This window comes from Bacillus sp. Root131 (assembly GCF_001429475.1).
GTDB lineage: Bacteria > Bacillota > Bacilli > Bacillales > Bacillaceae_G > Bacillus_A > Bacillus_A thuringiensis_S.
This window is the reverse complement of sequence record NZ_LMJQ01000001.1, coordinates 1,609,272-1,633,291: the sequence shown is the minus strand read 5'-3', so window position 1 is coordinate 1,633,291 and position 24,020 is coordinate 1,609,272. Positions and strand designations below refer to the sequence as shown.

Below are 24,020 nucleotides of genomic sequence, written 5' to 3'. Positions count from 1 at the left end.
GGTGCTACTGGCGCTACTGGACCTCAAGGTCTTCAAGGTAACACGGGTGCCACTGGACCTCAAGGTCTTCAAGGTAACACRGGTGCTACTGGTGCTACTGGTGCTACTGGACCTCAAGGCGTTCAAGGTAACACGGGTGCTACCGGCGCTACTGGTGCTACGGGTGCTACTGGACCTCAAGGTCTTCAAGGTAACACGGGTGCCACTGGACCTCAAGGCGTTCAAGGTAACACGGGTGCTACTGGACCTCAAGGCGTTCAAGGTAACACGGGTGCCACTGGACCTCAAGGTGTTCAAGGTAACACAGGTGCTACGGGTGCCACTGGACCTCAAGGCATTCAAGGACCAACGGGTGCTACCGGCGCTACTGGTATAGGAGTTACTGGACCTACTGGACCTTCTGGTGGGCCTACCGGACCTACTGGGCCAACTGGACCTAGCTTCCCTGTAGCAACAATTGTTGTAACAAACAATATTCAGCAAACAGTACTGCAATTTAATAACTTTATTTTTAGTACTGCAATTAACGTAAACAATATTATCTTCAACGGCACAGATACAGTTACTGTTATCAACGGTGGTATTTATGTAATTAGCGTATCCATTTCTACAACTGCGCCAGGATGCGCTCCACTCGGAGTAGGAATTTCAATTAATGGAGCAGTCGCAACTGATAATTTCTCTTCAAATTTAATAGGCGACTCACTTTCATTTACTACAATCGAAACATTAGTAGCTGGTGCAAGAATTTCTGTCCAATCTACTCTTAATGAGATTACGATTCCTGCGACAGGAAATACTAACATCCGCCTTACTGTATTTAGAATCGCTTAAATTTCACTATATATTGTTTATGACAAATAAAAAAAGAGCGAGAAACTCGCTCTTTTTTTGTTATGTACAATAATTCATTACTATTCTAATTCAATTGAAACATTTTTTTGTGGTACAAATGTAGAAATTGCATGTTTATAAATAAGCTGTTGCTTACCTTCTGTTTCCAGTAGGACTGTAAAATTATCAAATCCTTTAATTAGTCCACGAAGCTGGAAACCATTTAATAAGTACAGCGTAACAAACGTATTTTCTTTACGGAGTTGATTTAAAAACTGATCTTGAATATTGATTGATTGCTTCATGTCGAATCCTCCTCTTTTTCTCTACTTACTATTATTCGACTTTACTTGTAACTTTCCTTCTATGTATCGTAAAATTTCTGACGTTTTTTCACCGTCTGTAACATCAAACCACGTGACATCCATTTTATTACGGAACCACGTTAATTGACGCTTTGCATAACGACGCGAATTCGTCTTTAATTGTGATACCGCATCTTCTAAAGAGGCTCGATTCTCAAAATAATCATAGATTTCTTTATATCCAATCGCTTGAATAGATTGACAATCTCGTATCCCTCTATTATACAGCCCTTCTACTTCCTCTAATAGGCCTTGTTCCATCATCAAATCCACTCGTAAGTTAATGCGATCGTATAGCATTTCTCGATCCATTGTCAAGCCAATTAATGAAACATCATAGAGTAACTCTTTTTCTTGTTTCTCAATTTGGTCACTCATTTTTTCACCCGTCGTGTGGAAAATTTCTAACGCCCGAATGACACGTCGTACATTATTTGCATGAATACGCTCTGCACTTTCTGGATCTACTTCTTGCAATTTTTTATGTACATATTCCACACCGCGTTCTAAAGCTAACTTTTCCATTTGCTCTCGGTATATCACATCACCAGCATCATCTGTAAACTGATAATCGAATAAAACAGATTGTATATAAAGACCGGTCCCACCAACTATAATTGGTAATTTACCACGTTCTGTAATTTCTCGAATATGTTTGCGAACACGTTCTTGAAATTCCGCGACAGAAAATGAATCTTCCGGATTTTTTATATCGACCATATAATGTGGAATTCCGTCCATCTCTGCTTGTGTTACCTTTGCAGTTCCAATATCCATCGTTCGATAGATTTGCATGGAATCACCACTAATAATTTCACCGTTCAACGCTTTGGCAAGATCGATACTTAACTTCGTCTTTCCAACAGCTGTTGGTCCAATGATGACAGCAACTTTTTCACGTTGCACTTCTCCCATAGCATTCAACTCTCTTTATGTAATATACTCCATCTATTGATTATACCCAATCTTACCAATTTTAACGGCATGATTGCAAGTTCTTTCATTTCGGTACATGAAATTACATATAAAAAAGAACATAGTTTGTCCAATTCTGCATATACATGATAAAAATAGTTTCGAGAGGATGAGTTAACTATGAAACAATCCACCATCAATTTTTCATCTTTGACAAAAGACCTCATTTTAGCTACTTCTACAAAAGAACAAAATTGTTCACAAGAGGAATTATACTTCGCCCTAAATTGTTTACTACGGGCTTTTCATTCTACTCTCCATGAAACAACATCACATCCAGAAAATAAAAATACAGAATATATACAAACACAATTTTGCAGTGCATATAAAATTATTACAGGTAAAACTATTTATCCCTTTCAATAATCCATAAAAAGCGGTTGCTTACATAATTTCAAGCAACCGCTTTTTATATTAATATCGATAACCTATTGTATAACTTTCACTTTTACAGATTTGCGCCCCCAGCTATTAGCACTACCATCTGAACCGACTAATACATCAATACGATTTCCTTTAATCGCACCACCAGTGTCTCCAGCAATCGCTTCTCCATATCCTTCTACCCATACTTTTGAGCCAAGCGGAATTACTTTCGGATCAACAGCAATTACTTTCATATTTGGATTTGCTGTCAAATCATGCCCCATTGCAGTTAATACACGACCACCATACGAACCATTCTCACTCGGATCTGCTGTATATGCCGTCGCTTCTACTGTAATTTCACGACCACCAGTAGGCGCACTTTTTTCAGTAGATTTCGCAACTGGTTTTGCAGCCGGCTTTTCTTTTACCACAGGTTTACTTGATTCTACATTCTTAATAGAATCGTTACTCTTAACAGACTCTTTATTCTTAACTGCTGTATTATTTTTAACCGGCGCTTCTTCTTGAGCTACAACTTCTTTCTTTTCAATTACAGGTGCCGTTCCTGTTAAAAATGGCACGTGAACATATCCGACTTTTCCATTGTAGTCGAATTGTAACCATTCATTTTGAACTTGATTCGTCGTTTCAATCACATCATCTTTATTAAGTTTACCTAAAATTTCAGAATCAGTATTCGCTCCAGCACGAACATTTAATACGCCCGCCGTTACATAATATGTGCTCCTTGTAAACTCAGCACTTACAAACGCTTCCTTACCGTTTAACTTAATTTTTGTCCATCCATTTTCTGTATTTATAACATCTAGTGTATTCCCACTTAACACTTTACCTACAAGCTTTGACTCTACATTTGGGTTTTCTCTAACATTTAATACGTCTGTTGTTACAATTGTTTCCGCTTTAGCAGAACCTGCAAAAATCCCAAGACCAAAAACTGCTGCTGTTGCTATACTTAATAATTTTTTCATGAATAGCCTCCATTTGCTTTGTTTTCGTATTTTCATTATAGCAACAGATTTTTAGAATTTTTAGAAATCACACAATTACAAAGCATTCGTAATATACGATTAATGAGCTGTAACATAAATTTCCATATTAATAAAATGTATTTTTAATACAATCTCCAATGGTTTTCATATATTTTTTACATACGAGCACAAGAACTTTTTCCAGAAAAAATTACAGTGTTACTTTTTTGTTACAAAAAAACCAAAATTCATTACATCTTTTACCAAAAAGCATCAATATTCCATTGTTAACCTATTTTTTTGTAATAAAAAGAAAGCAGCTACTAAAAGCTGCTCTCTTTTCATTTGTTATTGAACTTTCTTTTTCCAAACACCTAGCATAATAGCCGAGACAATCGTTCCAATTAATATAGAGAAAATATATAGTAACGGTTTATTTACTAATGCTATTACAAATAATCCACCATGCGGTGCCGGTAATGTAATTTGGAATAACATAGATAACGCACCTGCAATACTTGAACCAACAACACAACTTACGATTACTCGAACCGGATCTGCAGCTGCAAACGGAATCGCACCTTCTGTAATGAACGATGCTCCCATAATATAATTTGTTAAACCAGATTTACGTTCCGCTTCTGTAAACTTTGATTTAAAGAATGTAGTTGCGAATGCAATCGCAAGTGGCGGTACCATACCACCAGCCATAACTGCTGAGTGCACTCCAAAATTCTGTGCTTCTATTGCAGCAATACCAAACGTAAATGCCGCTTTATTAATTGGACCACCCATATCAATTGCCATCATACCACCTAAAATAAGACCTAGTAATATAGCATTCGTACCATTTAAACCATTTAACCACCCTGTCAACATTTCATTTAATGCTACTACAGGCGGAATTACTACTTTTTGCATTACAACTCCTGTAATCAATAATCCAAAGACTGGATATAACAAAACAGGTTTAATTCCTTCTAATTGTACTGGTAGTCCTGAAAATAATCTTTTTAACCCTAAAACAACATATCCAGCTAAGAAACCAGCAATTAATCCACCTAAAAATCCAGCATTCGCATTCGCCGCTAAAAATCCACCTACAACACCAGGCATAAAACCAGGACGATCAGCAATAGAGCTTGCAATAAATCCAGCTAAAATTGGTACAAGGAATAAAAACGCACCTGTTTTTCCTCCACCAATTGACATGAACAATTCAGCTAAAGGACCTTCCGCCTTTATACCACCAAACGAAAATGCTAGCGCTATTAAAATCCCGCCACCAACAACGAATGGAAGCATATTACTTACACCGCTCATTAAATGCTTATAAATTCCTAATCCTTTTTCTCTCTCAATACTTTCTGTTTTCCCATCCTCTTTTACACCTTTAAAGATTGGTGCATCTTGTTTGACAGCTCGTTTAAGCAGATTTTCCGTTTTTCTAATCCCATCAGCAACTGGCACTTGAATGACATGTTTACCAGCAAAACGATTCATTTCTACTTGTTTATCTGCCGCAACAATAATAGCTGTTGCACGTTCAATATCCTCTTTTGTTAAACCGTTTTTAATACCTGTTGATCCGTTCGTTTCAACTTTAATCGCTATTCCTAACTCTGCCGCTTTTGCTTTTAAGCTATCCGCCGCCATATATGTGTGAGCGATTCCAGTTGGGCAAGCTGTAACAGCAAGTACGTACGGTTCATTTCCTTCTGGTTTTGCAACTTCAATCTCTTCTTCTTTTTCATTCTCTTTTTCTTTTTCATTCTCTTTTTCATCAAATAGTTGAAGAAGCTCACTTTCATCCTTCGCTTCTAATAGTTGCTTGCGAAACCCTTCATCCATTAATAATGTCGATAAACGAGACAACGTTTCTAAATGAGTATTATTCGCTCCTTCACTTGCAGCAATCATAAAGAATAAGTGTGCCGGTTGTCCATCAAGCGACTCATAATTGATACCGCTTACACTTCTACCAAAACAAATCGATGGTTGTTTAACAGCCTTTGTCTTCGCATGAGGTATTGCAATACCTTCCCCTATTCCAGTCGTACTTTGGGACTCCCGCTTTAAAATAGCTTCTTTAAATTCCGTTTTACTATTTAAACGATTTGCCCCGTTTAATTTCTCAACTAATTCATCTATGACAGCTTCTTTATTTGAAGCTGTCATATCCATAATGACTGTATCCCTTTTTAATAGTTCTGTAATTTTCATATGTTGCTTCCCCCTATCGCTTAGCTACAATTACTTGCGACAATAATTCTTCTACTTTTTCCTTCTTACATAAATCAGCTGAAAATGCTGTTGCACTCCCTGTTGCAACGCCGTATTGAAATGCCTTTTCAATATCTTTTGTCTGTTCATATTTGCCTACAAACCCTGCAACAAGAGAATCTCCGGCCCCAACTGAATTAATTACAACACCTTTTGGAACAGTCGCTTCATATATACCTTCTGCCGTAAATAATAAAGCTCCCTCTCCAGCCATCGATACGATAACGTGTTTTACACCTTGTTCAATTAATTTTCTTCCATAAGGTAAAATGTCTTCTACTGTTGAAAGCTCCACTCCAAACAACTCACCAAGTTCATGGTGGTTTGGCTTAATTAAAAACGGCTTATTTTTAATTACATGTTGCAGTGCACTTCCACTTGCATCTACTACTACACGAATACCTTTTTCAGCTCCAAACGCAGCAATTGATTCGTAAAAGGTACTTGGAATAGAGACTGGTACACTCCCAGCGAGTACAACACAATCTCCAGGTTGCATACTCTCAATTTTTTTCATTAACTGTTCGAACTGCTCTTTTGTTACAATAGGACCTTGGCCATTTAATTCTGTTTCTTCTTTCCCTTTTATTTTCACATTAATGCGAGTATCTTCATCTACTTGGACGAAGTTTGTTGTTACACCTTCCGTCTGTAATACCTCTTTAATAAATTGACCAGTAAATCCACCAGTAAATCCAAGTGCTATATTTTTAACACCTAAACGCTGAAGAACACGAGAAACATTAATTCCTTTTCCTCCAGGAAACTTCATATCTTTCTCCGCTCGATTTATTGTTCCTAAATCAAAAGAAGGAACTTGCACTACATAATCAATAGATGGGTTTAAAGTAACTGTATAGATCATTGTTTATCAGCCTCAATTACATTGGTTTGTTTTTTATATTTTTCTAAATCAATTTCTAAATGGTTTGTAATAATATTTGCATCTTCAACATTTGCAATTTTCGCAAACGCAACTTCTGAAAACTTACTTTCATCAATTAAGAAATATCCTTCGTTTGCTAATGTTAATGCCATTTGTTTTAGGAGCGCTTCTTCTGGATCTGGCGTTGTAAAGCCAAGCTGTTCATGTACACCATTTGCACCTAAAAAACATTTATCAAAGCGATACTTCTGCATACTTTCCTGTGCCATAGCACCGATTAAAGCTTTCGTCCTACTCTTCATCATTCCGCCTAGTAAATACGCACGAATATTATTTTCAACTAAAGCTTCAATATGCATAAGTCCATTCGTAACGACAGTAACATCTTTATTGATTAAAAATGGAATCATTTCAAATGTTGTACTCCCTGCATCTAAATAAATACAATCACCTTGTTCAACAACGCTAGCCGCATAATTAGCAATTTGTTGTTTTATTTGAATGTTTTTGGATGATTTTTCAACCATCGTTGGTTCTTGCCCTTTTCCTGTTAAAACAGCGGCACCACCATGAACTCTTTTTAATAACCTTTGCTTTTCCAATTGTGCTAAATCACGGCGAATTGTCGACTCAGAGCTTTCTGTTCTTTCAACTAATTGCTGTAATTTTACAACTTTCTGTTCTTTTACAAGTTGCAATATCATTTGATGACGTTCAGGAGTTAACATTTTATTCACCTCTTCTTTGATTACAGTATAATGAAAACGGTCACAAAAATCAACCATAAACAGCCAAAAATAATCACAAACATTCATAAACGCTTATAAAAAGCAAAAAAGAAACCTATTCGATCAAACAATCAAATAGGTTTCTTTTCTAAATTCACTTATAAAGAAGCTTTATATATACTTAGAACATCATCTTTATTTAATTTTTTAAAGTTACCAAATTCACCATACACCATCGCTTTATTAGCCATTATATCAATTTCATTTTCTCCAATACCGTAATCAGCTAATGTTGCTGGTGCTTCAATTGAAGTCCAAAATTGACGCAGTGCCTCAATTCCTTCTAACGCCACTTCTTTATCTGTTTTGCCATCTGTTTCTATATCAAATACACGAATAGCGAACTGTTTAAAACGACTTACATTTTCCTCTACAACATGTTTCATCCAGTTCGGGAATAAAATCGCAAGCCCACCTCCATGCGGTATATCATGAACAGCAGAAACTGCATGTTCAATATTATGAGTTGCCCAGTCACCTCTTACTCCCATCGCTAAAATGCCATTTAACGCCATCGTTCCGCAATATAAAATTGTTTCCCTATGCTCATAATTTTCTAAATCACTTAAAAGCTTAGGTGCTGTTTCAATGACTGTTCTTAAAACAGATTCACAATAACGGTCTTGTAGTTCTGTATTCGTTCCATGATGGAAATATTGTTCTAATACATGTGACATAATATCTACCATACCATAAATCGTTTGATCTCTCGGTACAGATGCAGTATGAACTGGATCTAAAATTGAAAACTGCGGGAATGTAACTGGGCTTCCCCATCCATACTTTTCATTCGTTTCCCAATTTGTAATTACCGAGCCTGCATTCATTTCAGAACCTGTCGCAGCAAGAGTAAGTACAGTGCCAAATGGTAATGCCTCACTAGCAAATGCTTTTTTCGTTACAATATCCCATACATCTCCATCATATTTGCTACCAGCAGCAATCGCTTTCGTACAGTCGATTACACTTCCTCCACCAACTGCTAAAATAAATTCAACTCCATTATCTTTACAAATTTGAATCCCTTTCTTTACAGTTGATACACGAGGATTCGGTTCAACACCCGTCAATTCAAATACTTCTGCATTAATATCGTTTAAAATAGAAATTACATTATCATAAATACCGTTTCTTTTAATACTGCCTCCTCCATATACGAGAAGAACCTTCTTACCAAACTGTGGAATTTCAGTTTTTAACTGTTCTAATTGATTTTTACCGAAAATAAGTTTCGTTGGATTACGAAATACAAAATTTTGCATATTTCTTTACCATCCCTTCTATATGAAAAGCAACTATACTTTTGTATACCATATTTTTTTCATTTCACAAAAAGATTTGCTTAACAAAAAAGCCCCAGCCTAAGGGCTGAGACTTTTATTGATAATAAGGTGAGATCATTAAGTAAACAATAACACCAGATAAACTTACATATAACCAAATTGGCATCGTCCAACGTACAATTTTACGGTGACGTGTTAATTGATTTGTAAAACCAAATACAAGTGCAAACAATGCAAGTGGTACAATAATTGCAGCAAGGATAATATGCGTAATTAAAATAATGAAGTACACATATTTAATGAACCCTTCTCCGCCAAAATGTGTTGCTGGCGCCAAGTAATGATACGATAAATAAGAAACACAAAATAGCAACGTCGTTGTAAATGCTGCGAGGATAAAACCACGGTGCATTTTCACATTCTTTTTAATAATAGAGTATAAAGCTGCTAATAAGAATACGAACGTAAAGCTATTAAAAATCGCATTTAACATTGGTAAAATTGTTACATCAAAATGTACTTCTCCTTCATAGCCAACAGGTCCAAAGAACAAAAATAAAATAATCGCATTTACAATTACAGAAAGCGTTATCACAATAGGAGCATAGCTTTTCTGATTTGTTGATTGATCCACCAAAATGGTCACTCCCTCTTCCTTCGAGTATGTATACATAACCTCACTATTTTAACATATTATTCACAGTGTAAATGTGACAATAGTTTGACACAGCAAGACAAGACAAAGAAAAAAATCCTTCTTAATAAAACTTCTTAAGAAGGATTTTATCGCTTTATTATTCAAATAGCAACGCGATTAATTTTTGTTAAAAAATGTATCGCTATATGCTTGAAAAATTTCAGACACTTGATATCCCATTAATGAAATTGCTGTTAATGAAAAGAAACCAATCATAAGAAATCGAAACCACATATAAATCTCCTCCTTGTATTTAGCTTAAAAAACATTAGCTACCTTACAAGTTGCGTGGCACTCTTCATCATCACTTTCCTTCTTCTTTACAATTGCTGTTATAAATCGAATCATAAAGAATAGTACAAAAGGAAATTGTTCGTAATTCACATTGGCATAGTTTAGCAACGGCTCGCGCTGCACATCGAACGGAGATGAGAAGGAATAGAACATACCTTGCTCTTCCATATATACAATTACAATTTTCATGCAAAATACTATTCCTAGAAACGAAACAATATCTTGCCATTCTGTCGTATATAACAAGTTATACAGCTCTAATACGTACTCTTCCAACATCATCCCCCCTTCCTTTTTTACCATTCTGCTCGCCTTCGTATAAAAAGTCAAGAAAAAAGTTTATATTCACTATGACAATAGTAATTACTTGTTTCTATGATTATATATGATTCTTTTATAGCAATGATTGGGTGTAACTCTCTTCTAAAACAAGAAATTAGAATCGAACAGATTCCTCATTTTTACTTTCGGAATTCAATACTGTACTATTTTTATTTCTATTAAAAATAAAATAAGAAATTATTATAAGAAGAGTAACAAGCATCGTTAATAGTGCCTGTGAACGTAAAGATTCAATTGCGATCATTGCAACTAAAACTGCTATAATCGCAGCAATTGTAACATATGTTACATATGGAAAAAGCCACATCTTCACTTTCAAATTTTGTTGTTCTGCTTTCCCCATTTTTTTACGTATCTTGAAATGTGAAATTGCTATAACGAGATAAACGAGTAATGCAATACCGCCAGATGCATTCACTAAAAATAAAAATACTTTATCTGGAGATATGTAACTAAAAACAACTCCAATGTAAGCAAAGAAAGTTCCAAATAAAACCGCCCGAACCGGAACACCACTACTATTCAATTTCAAAAATGCCTTTGGTGCATCTCCTCTTTCTGCCATTGAAAAAAGCATTCTTGAGTTCGTATATAAACCCGAATTTAAACAAGAAAGTACAGCTGTTAAAACGATAAAATTCATAATTTGTGCTGCCGCTGGTATCCCTATATGTTCCAATACCGCCACAAATGGGCTTTTTAGTATGTTCGCTGAATTCCACGGAAGGAGTGTAACAACTACAGCGATCGATCCAATGAAAAATACGAGAATACGCCAAATCACACTATTTGTTGCTGTTTTTACTGCTTTTACAGGTTCGGCAGACTCTCCAGCGGCTACAGCAACAATCTCTGATCCCATAAATGAAAATATAACGACGGTAATTCCAAGTAACACCGAACTTATACCATTTGGCATAAATCCTCCTTGCCCTACTAAATTCGAAGTGCCAGGTGCTTCCGTTCCTGGTACAAATCCTAAAATAACAGCAAGACCTAAGCAAAGGAACAAAACAATACTTATTACTTTAATAAATGAAAACCAATATTCAAATTCTCCAAATGATTTCACCGAGAAAACATTCGTCAACGTTAATAAAATCGTTAATATTAAGCTTAATAACCAGAGTGGGATTTCCGGAATCCAGTATTGAATAATACCAGCACCTGCTGTAGCTTCTATTGCAATAACAATTACCCAGAAAAACCAATATAGCCACCCAATTGTATAACCTGCCCATGGACCAATTGCTTCTCTTGCATATGTTGCAAATGAACCACTTGTCGGATTAATAGCTGCCATTTCCCCCAGCATTCTCATAACGAAAATAACTAGAAGCCCTGCTAATGCATATGAAACGATAGAACCAGGTCCTGCCGAATGCACAACCGCACCACTTCCAACAAACAAACCAGCTCCTATTACGCCACCAATTGAGATCATTGTAATGTGGCGTATTTTGAGGTCTTTCTTAAGATTTTTATCCAACTCTTGTACATCCCCTTCCAAACTAAATTTTGAAATTTATGTAAGAGTACTGTGCGAAAGATTTTGTCCTATACTTTAAAATATATCAAAATATTCTGAATTTAACAATTGCAATTCAATCTCCTTCAAAAATTATTTCATTAGGTTTAATACTTTCCCATACACAATTGTTGAGAAAATTATAGTCCTCTTACAAAAGAAAGAATTTTCAGATATCATTAGATAAACAAGATTATACATCTAGACAACTTTTTGTATAGGAGTGTTAATATGTTAAACAAGTTCAAATTTTTTTGTTGTATTTTAGTAATGTTCTTACTACTACCGCTATCCCCTTTCCAAACACAAGCAGCAAACAATTTAGGTTCAAAATTACTCGTTGGATACTGGCATAACTTCGATAACGGTACTGGCATTATTAAATTAAGAGACGTTTCACCAAAATGGGATGTAATCAATGTATCTTTCGGTGAAACTGGTGGTGATCGTTCCACTGTTGAATTTTCCCCTGTATATGGTACAGATGCAGAATTCAAATCAGATATTTCTTATTTAAAAAGTAAAGGAAAGAAAGTAGTTCTTTCAATAGGTGGACAAAATGGGGTCGTTTTACTCCCTGACAATGCCGCTAAGCAACGTTTTATTAATTCCATACAATCTCTGATTGATAAATATGATTTTGATGGAATAGATATTGACCTTGAATCGGGTATTTACTTAAACGGAAATGACACTAATTTCAAAAACCCAACTACTCCTCAAATCGTAAATCTTATATCAGCTATTCGAACAATCTCAGATCATTATGGTCCAGATTTTCTATTAAGCATGGCTCCTGAAACAGCTTATGTTCAAGGCGGTTATAGCGCATACGGAAGCATCTGGGGTGCATATTTACCAATTATTTATGGAGTGAAAGATAAACTAACATACATTCACGTTCAACACTACAATGCTGGTAGCGGGATTGGAATGGACGGTAATAACTACAATCAAGGTACTGCAGACTACGAAGTCGCTATGGCGGATATGCTCTTACATGGTTTTCCTGTAGGTGGTAATGCAAATAACATTTTCCCAGCTCTTCGTTCGGATCAAGTCATAATTGGACTTCCTGCAGCTCCAGCGGCCGCTCCAAGTGGCGGGTACATTTCTCCAACTGAAATGAAAAAAGCTTTAGATTATATCATTAAGGGCATTCCTTTCGGAGGAAAGTATAAACTTTCAAATCAGAGTGGCTATCCTGCATTCCGCGGCCTAATGTCTTGGTCTATTAATTGGGATGCAAAAAACAACTTTGAATTCTCTAATACTTACAGAACATATTTTGATAATCTTTCCTTGCAAAAATAATAAAAAACAACAATAGGTTACATAACCTATTGTTGTTTTTTATTTATGTAAATTACTTTTTCACTTCTACATGATGAAGAGATTCTTTTTCATCTCTTACATAACTATTCACAAGACTTAAAAGTAATTTACCACCAATTAACATTGCTTGTTCATCAAAATCAGCACGTAGCGCTATCGTCTTCCCAGGTCTTCCACCTTCAATTACGCCGATTACTCCTCTGCTCCCGATATTTGTTTTCACATCAATATGAAAACTTTTTAAGATTTCAGCTATTTTTCTCGGCGTTTCTATTTCTTGAAACGCTAGCTCTGGATATTGATGAAAATCTCTTCGTCATGAAACTATTTGATTATATAAACTTTCCAATTCTTTATGCCATGTTTCTATCCTAGAAATTCCCCTTTCTTTATTTAACACTTTAAACAAAACTTACATAATATTCAGTATTTAACTATTAAAAAAAGAGAACTTTCTCTAAAAGTCCTCCTACTATTCTAGTCACTATTTTGCTTCAACACAAAAATTGAAAGTTCAGGTACACTCCAAAATCTAACAGGCATCCTAGTAGTCCCAATGCCACGATTTACATATAAATATAACGGCTTACTCTTCCCCTCTACTTCATACATACCTTCAACATAGTTCTCAGCTAGTTTGGTAGTAATTAACGGACCTACAAAAGGAATTTGGACTTGTCCTCCGTGACTATGTCCTGACAGTTGAAGATCAACTGGGTAACGATTGATTTTGGTTACAACATCCGGCTCATGTACTAATAACATGTTGAAATCATTTTGTTTCAAGTTTTTTAAAGTTGAATCTATTTGCGGCTTCCCTAATAGAAAATCATCCAAACCTGATATTGTAATATATTTGCCGTTTTCCACTTTAATTTTCTGCACTTCATTTACTAATACAGAAAAACCAGCTTCCTCCATATATTTTTTGTAAAATAAACTACCGCCCCCGCCCCTATCATGATTCCCAAACACAGCATATTTCCCTAAGGGAGCGTAAATTTTCTGCAAAATAGCCTTCGCTTCTTCTCTTTCCGCACTATAAGACCCAAATTTATCTATTAAATCTCCAGTAAAAACTACTATATCTGGATGTAATTCATTCATCTTCTCCACTAAATGTTCAAGTTGTTTCAGTGTAAACTCTGGTCCTAAATGTACATCTGAAAACTGTAATATTTTTTTATTATTAAATTCTTTAGGAATTGCAGAAGCTTCTATTTCATTCCACGTAACTGTTACTAATTTTCGTTCTATTTCTGTCGCATAATAATACAAACTTACTGGTATCATTAATATACTTATAAAAATAATAATAAATATCTTTACGATTGATTTTTTTCGTTCTTTTTTTACATGATTCGTATTCATGTTTTCACCTCTAGAAACACTTTAAATCCTTATTGTTACATTAATGTGACAACATGAACAATGTTATCAATATGTCGTTCCCTCTCTATTCACTTTGACAATTTTATACAGAAGTCATAACATATTTTTATAATACGTAGATTTTTGAATTTTTTCTATTCATTCCATCATTTTATTACGGAGGGGTTATTCATGTCTGTATTTACACCAGAAGAAATTACGAAACTTGCTGCGAATTCAGGAAGGAAAAAAGGTCATTTATCATTGCTCCCTATACTAATTCTTGGTTTTTTTGGTGGTGCTTTTATCTCATTAGGGTATTTACTCGATATTCATGTTATTGGGACAATGCCAAAATATTGGGGATCATTTTCTAGTTTTCTAGGCGCTGCTGTATTCCCTATTGGTCTTATTCTCGTTATTCTTGCAGGCGGTGAACTAGTTACTGGTAACATGATGACAGTTTCTATGGCCTGGTTCCAAAAGAAAATTACTTTATTTTATTTCATACGAAATTTAGTTATTGTTACATTTAGCAATTTCATAGGAGCTGTATTCGTAGCCTATTTTTTCGGTCATATCGTCGGCTTAACTGAAGGAGCTTTTTTAGCGAAAACTATTTCTATCGCTCAAGCGAAACTACAAGATACACCATTGCAAGCATTTATTTCTGCAATCGGATGTAATTGGCTCGTTTGTTTAGCTGTTTGGCTCAGTATGGGAAGTAAAGAATTTATCGGAAAGATTATCGGTATTTGGTTCCCAGTTATGACTTTTGTTGCGATTGGATTTCAACACGTTGTAGCCAATATGTTTGTCATCCCAGCTGCGATTTTTGCCGGTCATTTCACTTGGGCTGAATATTTTCCAAACTTTATTTTTGTTTTCTTTGGAAATTTAGTAGGGGGTATGTTATTTGTAGCACTACCTTACTTCATATCTCATAATAAGAAACTACCTTCTCATCAAGAGAAGACTGAAATGAAGAACAAATCTCTATCCGCTTAAATGGAATGTCTATAAAGTGTCCTAAAAAATATTACAAATTTCATTTTTTTTGCGAATATATGTACGTACACTTGTTCTCGAATGTTTTATACGTTATAATAACAACTTAAATAGCATTATTTACATATGAGGTGAAAAACATGAACAAAACAGAATTAATTAAAAACGTAGCACAAAATGCTGAGATTTCTCAAAAAGAAGCTACTGTAGTTGTACAAACTGTAGTAGAATCAATCACTAACACTTTAGCTGCTGGTGAAAAAGTACAACTTATCGGATTCGGTACATTCGAAGTTCGCGAAAGAGCTGCTCGTACAGGCCGTAACCCACAAACTGGTGAAGAAATGCAAATCGCAGCTTCTAAAGTACCTGCTTTCAAAGCTGGTAAAGAACTAAAAGAAGCTGTAAAATAATGAAAAATATCCTTCTCATTTATGAGAAGGATATTTTTTTCATAACATAATTAATAAAAATCTGACCATTATGCTGTTTCTTTTGTTCTTTTATGCAAATAAAACCTTTACTTTTAAAAAAAGGTTTTGCGGTAATGCTCGCCTCTGTATATATCTCCCTATGCCCCAATTTCACTGCTTCTTTTTCTAACATCTGTAGTATGTATGAAGCGACTCTTTTCCCTTGATAATCTTTATGTGTAAATAAACGATCTACGTAATGATCATCGTTATAATCCCCAAATCCCAATATCACACCGTTATGATCCGCTACATAACTAATATTCTTCTCTAAAGACTTTAACCAGCTTTCTCTATCTAGTCGATTTGGTGCCCACGCCTGTAGCTGTAACTCATTATAATCTTTTGCATTAACCGTATGAACTGTCTCATAGAACAATTGTAATACTTGCTCTAAATCTTCTTTCTGAAATGTTCTAACTATAATATCTTTTAACATATATAAGTCTCCTTACCAAACTACCTCTTAACTTTTCTACTACATACGATTCCATATTTCTTCTTTATTATATCGTTTTAATTTCTATACGAACAAAAAAACAATACTTATTCAAAGTATTGTTTTTTAATTCTATTCAATTACTTTAATGTAGCTTTTTAAGACTTTAATTTAACTCTTTGTAATCTTAATGCATTTAATACAACGGATACAGAACTAAATGCCATCGCTGCTCCAGCAACCCAAGGTGCTAAGAAGCCTAATGCCGCGATTGGAATTCCTAACGCGTTATAAGCTAATGCCCAGAATAAATTTTGTTTAATATTTCTTATCGTCATTTTACTCATAAAGATCGCATCAGCAATACTATTTAAATCCCCACGGATTAACGTAATATCTGCCGCTTCCATCGCTACATCCGTTCCTGTTCCAATTGCCATACCGATATCCGCCGTAGCAAGAGCAGGAGCATCATTTATTCCATCTCCAACCATTGCTACTTTCTTACCTTGTGCTTGGAGTTTTTTCACTTCTTCTGCTTTTCCTTCTGGCAATACTTCTGCAATTACGTGATCAATACCAACTTGCTTTGCAATCGCCTGAGCAGTTTGTGTATTATCTCCTGTAATCATCACAACGTCTAGACCCATTTTTTTCAGTCTTGCGATAGCTGCTTTTGAAGTATCTTTCACAGTATCTGCAACGGCAACTATACCGGCATATTCTTTATCGATTGCAATAAGCATTGCTGTTTTTCCTTCTCGTTCTAGCGCTTCCATTGATTTAGAAACTTCTTCAATATCAATATTGAATTCCTTCATTAATCGACGTGTGCCAATTAATAATTGTTTTCCTTCTACAACTGATTCGATACCGAATCCTGGAATCGCTTCAAACGTTTCTGAACTTGGGATATCAATTTTCTTTTCTTTAATTCCTTCTACAATCGCTTCTGCAAGTGGATGTTCAGAATTTCTTTCTGCTGCCCCTACTAAACGTAGTATTTCTTCTTCACGGAATCCATCTGCTACAATTACATCTGTTAACACCGGCTTCCCGTTTGTCACAGTACCTGTTTTATCTAGAATAACTGTATCTAATCGGTGTGTTGCTTCTAAATGCTCCCCGCCCTTAAATAAAATACCATACTCAGCCGATCTTCCTGATCCTGCCATAATAGATGTAGGCGTTGCAAGCCCTAATGCACACGGACAAGCGATAACAAGTACGGCAATCATTTTCTCAAGTGCTCCGCCAAAATCACCAGGTGTAACAAATAGCATCCACACTGCAAATGTGATAATTGCAATCACAACTACAACTGGTACGAAAATACCTGAAATTTGATCTGCTACCCTTTGAATAGGAGCTTTTGAACCTTGAGCCTCTTCTACTACTTTAATAATTTGAGCTAATGCAGTATCTCTGCCTACCTTAGTGGCTTTCACTTTTAAAAACCCATTTTTATTTATTGTAGAACCGATTACTCCATCTCCAATTGTTTTATCAACCGGAATACTTTCGCCTGTTAACATCGATTCATCTATCGCTGACTTTCCTTCTACAATTTCCCCATCTACTGGGATTTTTTCACCAGGCTTTACATAGACGATATCACCAGCTACTACTTCTTCAATCAAAATTTTTATTTCTGTTCCATCTCGCACAACTGTAGCTGTCTTCGCTTGTAAACCCATCAATTTTTTAATCGCTTCTGATGAGCGCCCTTTTGCTTTCGCTTCAAATAATTTACCTAAAATAATTAATGTAATAAGTACCGCACTCGTTTCAAAATATAAATCTGTCATATGTTCCGAAGAACCAATAGATTGAATACTTAAATATACACTATAGAAATAGGCGGCCGACGTTCCAAGCGCCACGAGAACATCCATATTAGCACTTTTATTGCGTAACGCTTTATAAGCCCCAACATAAAACTGTCCACCAATGATAAATTGAACAGGAGTTGCAAGTGTTAGTTGCACCCAAGGGTTCATTAACATATCTGGTAAATAAATAAACGAAGTAAATGAGAAATGACTAACCATTGCCCACAATAATGGGAAAGATAAAATAAACGAAATAATAAACTTCTTCTTTTGTCGCTCAATTTCTTGTAATCGATGATCAGTTGATGCATCTTGATCATCTGGTTTCACTTCTAATTTATATCCTAGCTTCGTAATCACGCTCTTCATTTCATTTACATTAACTTCATCAGGATTAAAGTCTACTGTGGCTGATTCTAAAGCAAAATTTACTGTCGCCTTGTTCACACCATCTAACTTATTTAAACGCTTTTCAACTCTATTTGCACATGCTGCACATGTCATTCCTGAAACAGTAAATTCAGCTTTATCACTTACAATTCCATATCCTAACGATTCAACTTTTTCTTTAAATTGTTGCGGATTTGTTTTAGTTGGATCGTACATTATTTTTGTTTTTTCAAGCGCAAAATTTACATTTGCCTCATGAACACCTTCTACTTTTTTTAGACCTTTTTCAATTCTATTTGCACATGCCGCACATGTCATTCCTGATATTTGAAGATTGGCCTCTTTTTTTTCATTCATGTCTCTCACCTCTATATACCCTTATGAGGTATAATTATTAGCAAAATAAATCGTACTTCATTTAAAGTACGATTTATCTCCATATCTAAAAATAATTATTGAACATCGTATCCTTGATCTTCGATTACAGCAACGATATCTTTTAATGTTACAGCAGACGAATCGATAGTAACTTCAACAGTTCCTTCTGCTAATTGAACCTTCACTTGTTCAACACCGTTTAGCTCTTTCACACTGCTTTCGATAGCATTTACACAATGTCCACAAGACATACCTTCAACTTGTAATGTTAACTGTTCCATTTAAAATCCTCCTCTTGTTTATTCATTGTTTGTTAATCACAATTACATCTTACCATACCCCCCTAAGGTAATCAATGGTTTTATATCATGATTTTTCAATTATTTTCTAAAAGTTTATTTTACACACACTTTTTCACTACAATACACCAAAATCCAATATAAGGGTAAACAAAAAAACAAGCCAGTTAAATACTAGCTTGTTTTTACGCTTTTGAAAAACGTTCAAATACTGTCATTAATTCTTCAATTGCTTCGTCACCATTTCCATTTTTAATAGCTCCTGAAACACAATGACTCGTATGATTTTTGAGAACGCCCATTCCTACTTTTTTCATCGCTGCATTAATCGCTGAAATTTGCACTAAAATATCCACGCAATAACGATCATTTTCAATCATATTTTGAATACCGCGAACCTGTCCTTCAATTCTCTTTAATCTATTTATAATCTGTTCTTTTTCTTTTTCTGATCTATGTGTTACTGCTTCATTCTCTTTATGATCCATATTATCACCTTCTTAAAGTTTCTCTTCATCCAATAAAACAATTGTTTTTATGAGTATACCAATTATAGCATTAAATATCTACGCATGATACCCCATAAGAGTATATTTACACTTTATGCCTATTCTTAACAACTTATTAGCTTCTCAGCCTCAATTATCATGATACCCTTTCCTTTTTTCAAAAAAATAATAAGAGGGGATTATCCATCCCCTCTTATTATTCATCCATAAATACAAAAGTCTCAATTTATACGTGTATAAATTGAGACTTTTTTCCTTCTATATATAATTATTGCTGATCACATACTTTTTCATCATTCACTACTGAAGTTCCTTCCACGGTTACCGTATGAAAACAGTCATTTACACGAACTGTCACAACATTATCTTGCCGATCAATAACATGATATTCATTAAAATTTTTATTCAGAGCACTGCGAATTTGTTCTCCTTCATAAATTGGAATTCCATGTGATAAAACCCAAATAAGCCCAGCGATAGCAAGAATAGTTTTCATACGATCTACCTCCTTGAAAATATAGTGAACTTTTAATCCATGCTTTTGCAGCTCTACGAATCATGATTGGAATGAACTAAGCCTTTTTGGAAATAAGTTCATTTCGTCTATTTTATGTTTATGCTAATTGCGACCGAATTGTGACAACTTTTTGTCTCTTTAGACGAAAAGTTGAAACAAAACGTTCAAAAAGGACAATTCTACATATCAAAAAAGGTTATGGAACGTTTCATCCATAACCTTTTTAAGTCCAATCCTACAACTCATCCACCGTACTTCATGTGATCTTTGTAGAGTTGTTTTATTTTCATTCATTGACATCAAAGCAAAACTTCGAAAATACTTCCCACACAAGTTCATTTCTGCTACTTACCCCAGTCTTTTCAAAAATGGATTTTAAATGATCTTGTACCGTGTATATAGATATACAAAGTTCTTGGGCTAATTCCTTTGTCGACATACCTGTAAGAATTTTACGTATTACTTGCTTCTCACGTATTGTAAAACTATAAGCTTCCATAATAAGTGGAAAAATCTCTTCCGGTCTTGCTCTTTCGAATAGAACAATATAACCACCTTGAAAACTACTTGTACGTTCTAACTTACTAGCCCGAATGATTAAAAAATGGCCATAGGCTAAAGGTAGACAAACGTTTTCTTCTCTATTCATACACCCTACATTATACTCGTTAGCCTTTACTTTCGAACAAACCGCACGTATTGGCCTTGGTATTTCTTTTATATTTAACTGTTCATGCTTTCTAAGATTTGAAAGCCACTCGCTGCCACCTTGATTCCAATATAATACACTAAAATCCTCACTTACTATAATCGTACCTGTGCCTATCACCTTCTCTTCTGAAAAAGGTATAGAAACTGTCTTCTTTAAAGCCTCTCCAGCGATTGGGACTATCGTTGCTAAGTACTTACAATCATCGATATGAAAAGCGGGACTTATACTTCCTCGAAATAAACTAAGATGGCCATAACATTTCCCCTTACTCATACAAACGCCCCTTAATTCATCTCCAAAACTTGCTGGTTTTAAAATATTTCGGTATCTAGAGCTTTTCTTTTGTTCACCATTTGTCGCCATACTTAGAGAAGCAACATGAGGAGAGTGTTCTGTTAAACATTTAAATTTATTAAAATCATCTTCTAAAAATTCATTCATAAACAATTGTGGATGAATCTTTTCAACACTCTCATCGGTAAATGCCCCAGTAGATAAAAAAGAAATTGGGTCTATAGTTGTAAAACAAGCGGCGTCAAAATCAATAACTTTACGTATCAAGTGGAGAAATGACTCTTGAAATGATCTTATAGAACTTATATGATTCGCTACCATTTTAATTTCTTTCATTGTTTTTTCATGCATCCTCTTCCCCCCAGATTTACGGGATTGTTCCCCTTCATAATTTCATTTCATAATAAACCTATAAAACACATACTTAGGAGGTTAAAAATGAATTGGAATGATACTACCGTAAATTCATATGAACAAAGAATTCCATGTAAAATCCCAGGCTACTACCACCTATATGAAATGATGAACCATTTTTTATTTACTACACTCCCTATAAAAAACATGAATCCAAATTTACTAGTTATAGGTGCTGGTGGCGGACAAGAAATTCTCTCAATAGGCAAACAAAATAACAACTTATCTTTTACAGGGGTCGATCCATCTGAAAGCATGCTACAGTTAGCTAAAAAAAGAATTAAAAACGAAGGCATACAAAACCATGTTCATCTTGTACATGGAACTATCCATACATTATTACCAAATCAGTTATTTGACGCTGCCACCTGTATGCTTGTCCTGCACTTCATTCCAACTAATAAGGAGAAAAAAGAACTTATTAATGATATTAGTAATCGCCTAAAGCCTGGTGCGCCATTCTTTCTCGCTTCAATAAATGGTGTGCCCCATACAAGTATGTTTTCTACACAATTACATGCTTGGCGCAATCATATGATGCAAAATCAAATTCCATTAGAAGATTGGGACCGATTTGAAAATTCTTTTGAAACAGAAATATTTCCTATTTCCGAAGCTAATTTATTAACTATTATGGAGGAATGTGGCTTTACTCAAATGACTCGCTTTTTCACTAGTTTTTTAATTGATGGATACGTTGCCTTTAAACAATAAGGAAAAAAGGTAAGCAATTGCTTACCTTTTTTCCTATACGTAACTAATAAATCTCAATCCTTTACTTAAAGACGTCGGCACAACAGATGCATGATTCTCTCCTTCAGCTTCATAAAACTTAAATTTAAGTTTATCGTGGTTTACTTGGAGAAGGCGCTCTGATAATTCATTTGCACCTACAACCATATGCTCTCGTTCTAGTGACCCAACTGTAAGGAACACTCCTGTTTCAAACTTAGCATTGTTTAATTCATGTATAAGGTTCTCTTCTTTTTCAAGTACAGATTTATTATTCCACCATATAGATGGACTACTAATAAAATAATTTTGAAAAGCATTTAAGTTTGTAAATAGTATATGGAGAGCAAATAGTCCACCTAAAGAATGCCCAAATAACGTTTGCTTACCTTTATCAATCTCAAAATTCTTTTCAATTTGTGGTTTCAGTTCTTCTTCAATAAAAGTAAAGAAATTATGTGCTCCTCCTGTTTTAGGCCACGGTTTACCATCTGGTTTTAAAGGAGCATCTTTTGAAATTACGCTAGGCGTAAAATCATAGCATCTTTCTTCCCCTGAAAATGCGCCTTCAATTGGATAACCCACTCCTACTATAACAGCTGGTGAAACACCGGTTTTTTCCGCTCTTACTGATTGTATTTTAACTGCTTCATGAAATGTTTGAAAAAAGGCATTGCCATCTAATACGTAAATGACAGGATATCCTGAATCCGGTGCTGGTTGCCTCGGCTTTGAAATATGAATTTGATATTCTTTACCTTTTAATTTTGAATACATTTTCCACTGCTCTGTATTAGATGTTATAATCTGCTGTTTTTCAACTGTAGTATTCACCCTATCCCCCCCTTTTTAACTTGTTACATATATTTCGATTTTTTCTTCTTGAGATACAACGCTATCATAACCGAAACAAACAGGAGCCCCGTTATACGGATCAATCATGACACGCGCATCAATATGAAATACTTCTTTTAACACTTCATTTGTAATGATTTCTTCTGGGCTACCAGTTATAACAATTTCTCCTTCCTTCATTGCAATAATTTCATCTGAAAACCTTGCTGCATGATTAATATCATGTAATACCATAACAACCGTACAATTATGTTCTTTATTTAACTTCTCCACAATTTGTAATACATCTAATTGATGAGACATATCAAGGTATGTAGTTGGCTCATCTAATAGCAACACTTCTGTCTCTTGTGCTAATGCCATCGCTAGCCATACCTTTTGTCTTTGACCGCCCGATAAATTTGCAATTTGTCTCGTCCGAAATTCAGAAGTTTTCGTTATATCTAATGCCCAATCAATCATTTCTTTATCTTTTGTCGTTAACTTATTTACGTTATTTCGATGTGGATAGCGTCCATAAGAAATTAATTCTTCCACTTTAAGTTCACCTGGTGCAATTGGCGTTTGCGGGAGTAAAGCTAACTGCTTCGCAATTTCTTTCGTTGGAATTGTATGTAAATCTTGCCCTTGCAAATATACTTTTCCGCTTTTTTGTTTTAAAATTCTTCCCATTGTTTTTAACAATGTCGATTTACCGCAACCGTTTGGACCTATAATTGTCGTTACTTTTCCTTCTTGTATTTCCACATTTAAATCGCGAAACACTGTAAGCTTTTCATAACTTGTTTCTAAATTTTTTGCACTTAAAATACTCACTTTTATTCCT

General features: G+C 35.0%; 25 protein-coding genes and 1 pseudogene. 6 read left to right on the top strand and 20 right to left on the bottom strand.

All coding sequences use genetic code 11. The features are described 5' to 3' along the window. Positions 1–834: Gly-Xaa-Xaa repeat protein (locus ASE54_RS36730; protein ID WP_235567807.1), on the top strand; the 834-nt coding region annotated here is incomplete at its 5' end. A gap of 80 nt (positions 835–914) precedes the next feature. On the opposite strand, the gene hfq is transcribed toward ASE54_RS36730, so the two are convergent. Both hfq and miaA read right to left on the bottom strand, forming a co-directional pair. After that, complete coding sequence (hfq, locus tag ASE54_RS08155; RefSeq protein ID WP_000813896.1) at positions 915–1,139, bottom strand: RNA chaperone Hfq; 225 nt, start codon at positions 1,137–1,139, stop codon at positions 915–917. Positions 1,140–1,160: 21 nt separating this feature from the next. Continuing rightward, on the bottom strand, positions 1,161–2,114 hold the full coding sequence (gene miaA / locus ASE54_RS08150; RefSeq protein ID WP_000504954.1) for a tRNA (adenosine(37)-N6)-dimethylallyltransferase MiaA: 954 nt from the start codon (positions 2,112–2,114) through the stop codon (positions 1,161–1,163). Positions 2,115–2,294: 180 nt separating this feature from the next. Between miaA and ASE54_RS08145 the strand changes: the two genes are divergently transcribed. After that, the gene (locus ASE54_RS08145; protein ID WP_000814431.1) at positions 2,295–2,540 is read left to right on the top strand and encodes a hypothetical protein; all 246 of its coding nucleotides are present in this window, start codon (positions 2,295–2,297) and stop codon (positions 2,538–2,540) included. Positions 2,541–2,602: 62 nt separating this feature from the next. Here ASE54_RS08145 and entD read toward each other — a convergent pair whose 3' ends face one another. From entD to gabP, 8 genes are all read right to left on the bottom strand, one after another. Next, positions 2,603–3,535, bottom strand: coding sequence for a cell wall-binding protein EntD (entD, locus tag ASE54_RS08140; protein ID WP_000735455.1), 933 nt, complete (start codon positions 3,533–3,535; stop codon positions 2,603–2,605). Between the two features lie 348 nt (positions 3,536–3,883). Further along, positions 3,884–5,758: a PTS fructose transporter subunit IIABC gene (locus ASE54_RS08135; protein WP_000704617.1), complete on the bottom strand. Its 1,875-nt coding sequence runs from the start codon at positions 5,756–5,758 to the stop codon at positions 3,884–3,886. Positions 5,759–5,771: 13 nt separating this feature from the next. Further along, positions 5,772–6,683: a 1-phosphofructokinase gene (gene pfkB, locus ASE54_RS08130; RefSeq protein ID WP_000640856.1), complete on the bottom strand. Its 912-nt coding sequence runs from the start codon at positions 6,681–6,683 to the stop codon at positions 5,772–5,774. Next, on the bottom strand, positions 6,680–7,432 hold the full coding sequence (locus ASE54_RS08125; protein WP_000957288.1) for a DeoR/GlpR family DNA-binding transcription regulator: 753 nt from the start codon (positions 7,430–7,432) through the stop codon (positions 6,680–6,682). The genes pfkB and ASE54_RS08125 overlap by 4 nt, the downstream gene beginning before the upstream one ends. 158 nt (positions 7,433–7,590) lie before the next feature. Further along, entirely contained in the window at positions 7,591–8,754 is a 1,164-nt protein-coding gene (locus ASE54_RS08120; RefSeq protein ID WP_001179115.1) for an iron-containing alcohol dehydrogenase, read from the bottom strand. A 115-nt stretch (positions 8,755–8,869) separates the two neighbouring features. Next, positions 8,870–9,412, bottom strand: coding sequence for a DUF420 domain-containing protein (locus ASE54_RS08115; RefSeq protein WP_000228316.1), 543 nt, complete (start codon positions 9,410–9,412; stop codon positions 8,870–8,872). A 318-nt stretch (positions 9,413–9,730) separates the two neighbouring features. Then, complete coding sequence (locus ASE54_RS08110; RefSeq protein WP_003309818.1) at positions 9,731–10,069, bottom strand: hypothetical protein; 339 nt, start codon at positions 10,067–10,069, stop codon at positions 9,731–9,733. Between the two features lie 133 nt (positions 10,070–10,202). Then, complete coding sequence (gene gabP / locus ASE54_RS08105; RefSeq protein ID WP_000360101.1) at positions 10,203–11,597, bottom strand: GABA permease; 1,395 nt, start codon at positions 11,595–11,597, stop codon at positions 10,203–10,205. 270 nt (positions 11,598–11,867) lie between these two features. Here gabP and ASE54_RS08100 point away from each other — a divergent pair, with 270 nt between their 5' ends. After that, on the top strand, positions 11,868–12,950 hold the full coding sequence (locus ASE54_RS08100; RefSeq protein WP_000932446.1) for a chitinase: 1,083 nt from the start codon (positions 11,868–11,870) through the stop codon (positions 12,948–12,950). A 154-nt stretch (positions 12,951–13,104) separates the two neighbouring features. Here ASE54_RS08100 and ASE54_RS36725 read toward each other — a convergent pair. Further along, positions 13,105–13,341, bottom strand: a pseudogene (locus ASE54_RS36725) (amidohydrolase); the annotation flags it as partial. A gap of 107 nt (positions 13,342–13,448) precedes the next feature. Beyond that, entirely contained in the window at positions 13,449–14,342 is an 894-nt protein-coding gene (locus ASE54_RS08090) for a metallophosphoesterase (protein WP_001095333.1), read from the bottom strand. Positions 14,343–14,534: 192 nt separating this feature from the next. Here ASE54_RS08090 and ASE54_RS08085 point away from each other — a divergent pair, with 192 nt between their 5' ends. Both ASE54_RS08085 and ASE54_RS08080 read left to right on the top strand, forming a co-directional pair. Next, positions 14,535–15,350, top strand: coding sequence for a formate/nitrite transporter family protein (locus tag ASE54_RS08085; protein WP_000110550.1), 816 nt, complete (start codon positions 14,535–14,537; stop codon positions 15,348–15,350). 140 nt (positions 15,351–15,490) lie between these two features. After that, positions 15,491–15,763, top strand: coding sequence for an HU family DNA-binding protein (locus tag ASE54_RS08080; protein WP_001043904.1), 273 nt, complete (start codon positions 15,491–15,493; stop codon positions 15,761–15,763). A 19-nt stretch (positions 15,764–15,782) separates the two neighbouring features. On the opposite strand, the gene ASE54_RS08075 is transcribed toward ASE54_RS08080, so the two are convergent. From ASE54_RS08075 to ASE54_RS08050, 6 genes are all read right to left on the bottom strand, one after another. Beyond that, positions 15,783–16,262 (bottom strand): GNAT family N-acetyltransferase, encoded by a 480-nt coding sequence (locus ASE54_RS08075; protein ID WP_000910172.1) that lies wholly within the window; start codon positions 16,260–16,262, stop codon positions 15,783–15,785. Positions 16,263–16,420: 158 nt separating this feature from the next. Continuing rightward, on the bottom strand, positions 16,421–18,841 hold the full coding sequence (locus tag ASE54_RS08070) for a heavy metal translocating P-type ATPase (protein WP_001003184.1): 2,421 nt from the start codon (positions 18,839–18,841) through the stop codon (positions 16,421–16,423). A gap of 95 nt (positions 18,842–18,936) precedes the next feature. Then, positions 18,937–19,143, bottom strand: coding sequence for a copper chaperone CopZ (gene copZ, locus ASE54_RS08065; RefSeq protein ID WP_000436973.1), 207 nt, complete (start codon positions 19,141–19,143; stop codon positions 18,937–18,939). Between the two features lie 203 nt (positions 19,144–19,346). Further along, on the bottom strand, positions 19,347–19,649 hold the full coding sequence (locus ASE54_RS08060) for a metal-sensing transcriptional repressor (protein ID WP_000349643.1): 303 nt from the start codon (positions 19,647–19,649) through the stop codon (positions 19,347–19,349). A 289-nt stretch (positions 19,650–19,938) separates the two neighbouring features. Continuing rightward, positions 19,939–20,166, bottom strand: coding sequence for a hypothetical protein (locus ASE54_RS08055; protein WP_000849105.1), 228 nt, complete (start codon positions 20,164–20,166; stop codon positions 19,939–19,941). A gap of 307 nt (positions 20,167–20,473) precedes the next feature. Then, the gene (locus ASE54_RS08050) at positions 20,474–21,544 is read right to left on the bottom strand and encodes a helix-turn-helix transcriptional regulator (RefSeq protein WP_000544759.1); all 1,071 of its coding nucleotides are present in this window, start codon (positions 21,542–21,544) and stop codon (positions 20,474–20,476) included. A gap of 87 nt (positions 21,545–21,631) precedes the next feature. Here ASE54_RS08050 and ASE54_RS08045 point away from each other — a divergent pair, with 87 nt between their 5' ends. Further along, positions 21,632–22,321 carry a class I SAM-dependent methyltransferase gene (locus tag ASE54_RS08045; RefSeq protein ID WP_001104343.1) on the top strand — a complete coding sequence of 230 codons (690 nt, stop codon included), beginning with the start codon at positions 21,632–21,634 and terminating at the stop codon, positions 22,319–22,321. A 33-nt stretch (positions 22,322–22,354) separates the two neighbouring features. On the opposite strand, the gene ASE54_RS08040 is transcribed toward ASE54_RS08045, so the two are convergent. Both ASE54_RS08040 and ASE54_RS08035 read right to left on the bottom strand, forming a co-directional pair. Beyond that, positions 22,355–23,173, bottom strand: a complete 819-nt coding sequence (locus ASE54_RS08040) for an alpha/beta hydrolase-fold protein (RefSeq protein WP_001098706.1) — start codon at positions 23,171–23,173, stop codon at positions 22,355–22,357. Positions 23,174–23,188: 15 nt separating this feature from the next. Beyond that, entirely contained in the window at positions 23,189–24,010 is an 822-nt protein-coding gene (locus ASE54_RS08035) for an ABC transporter ATP-binding protein (protein ID WP_000025762.1), read from the bottom strand. Positions 24,011–24,020 lie beyond the last annotated feature (10 nt).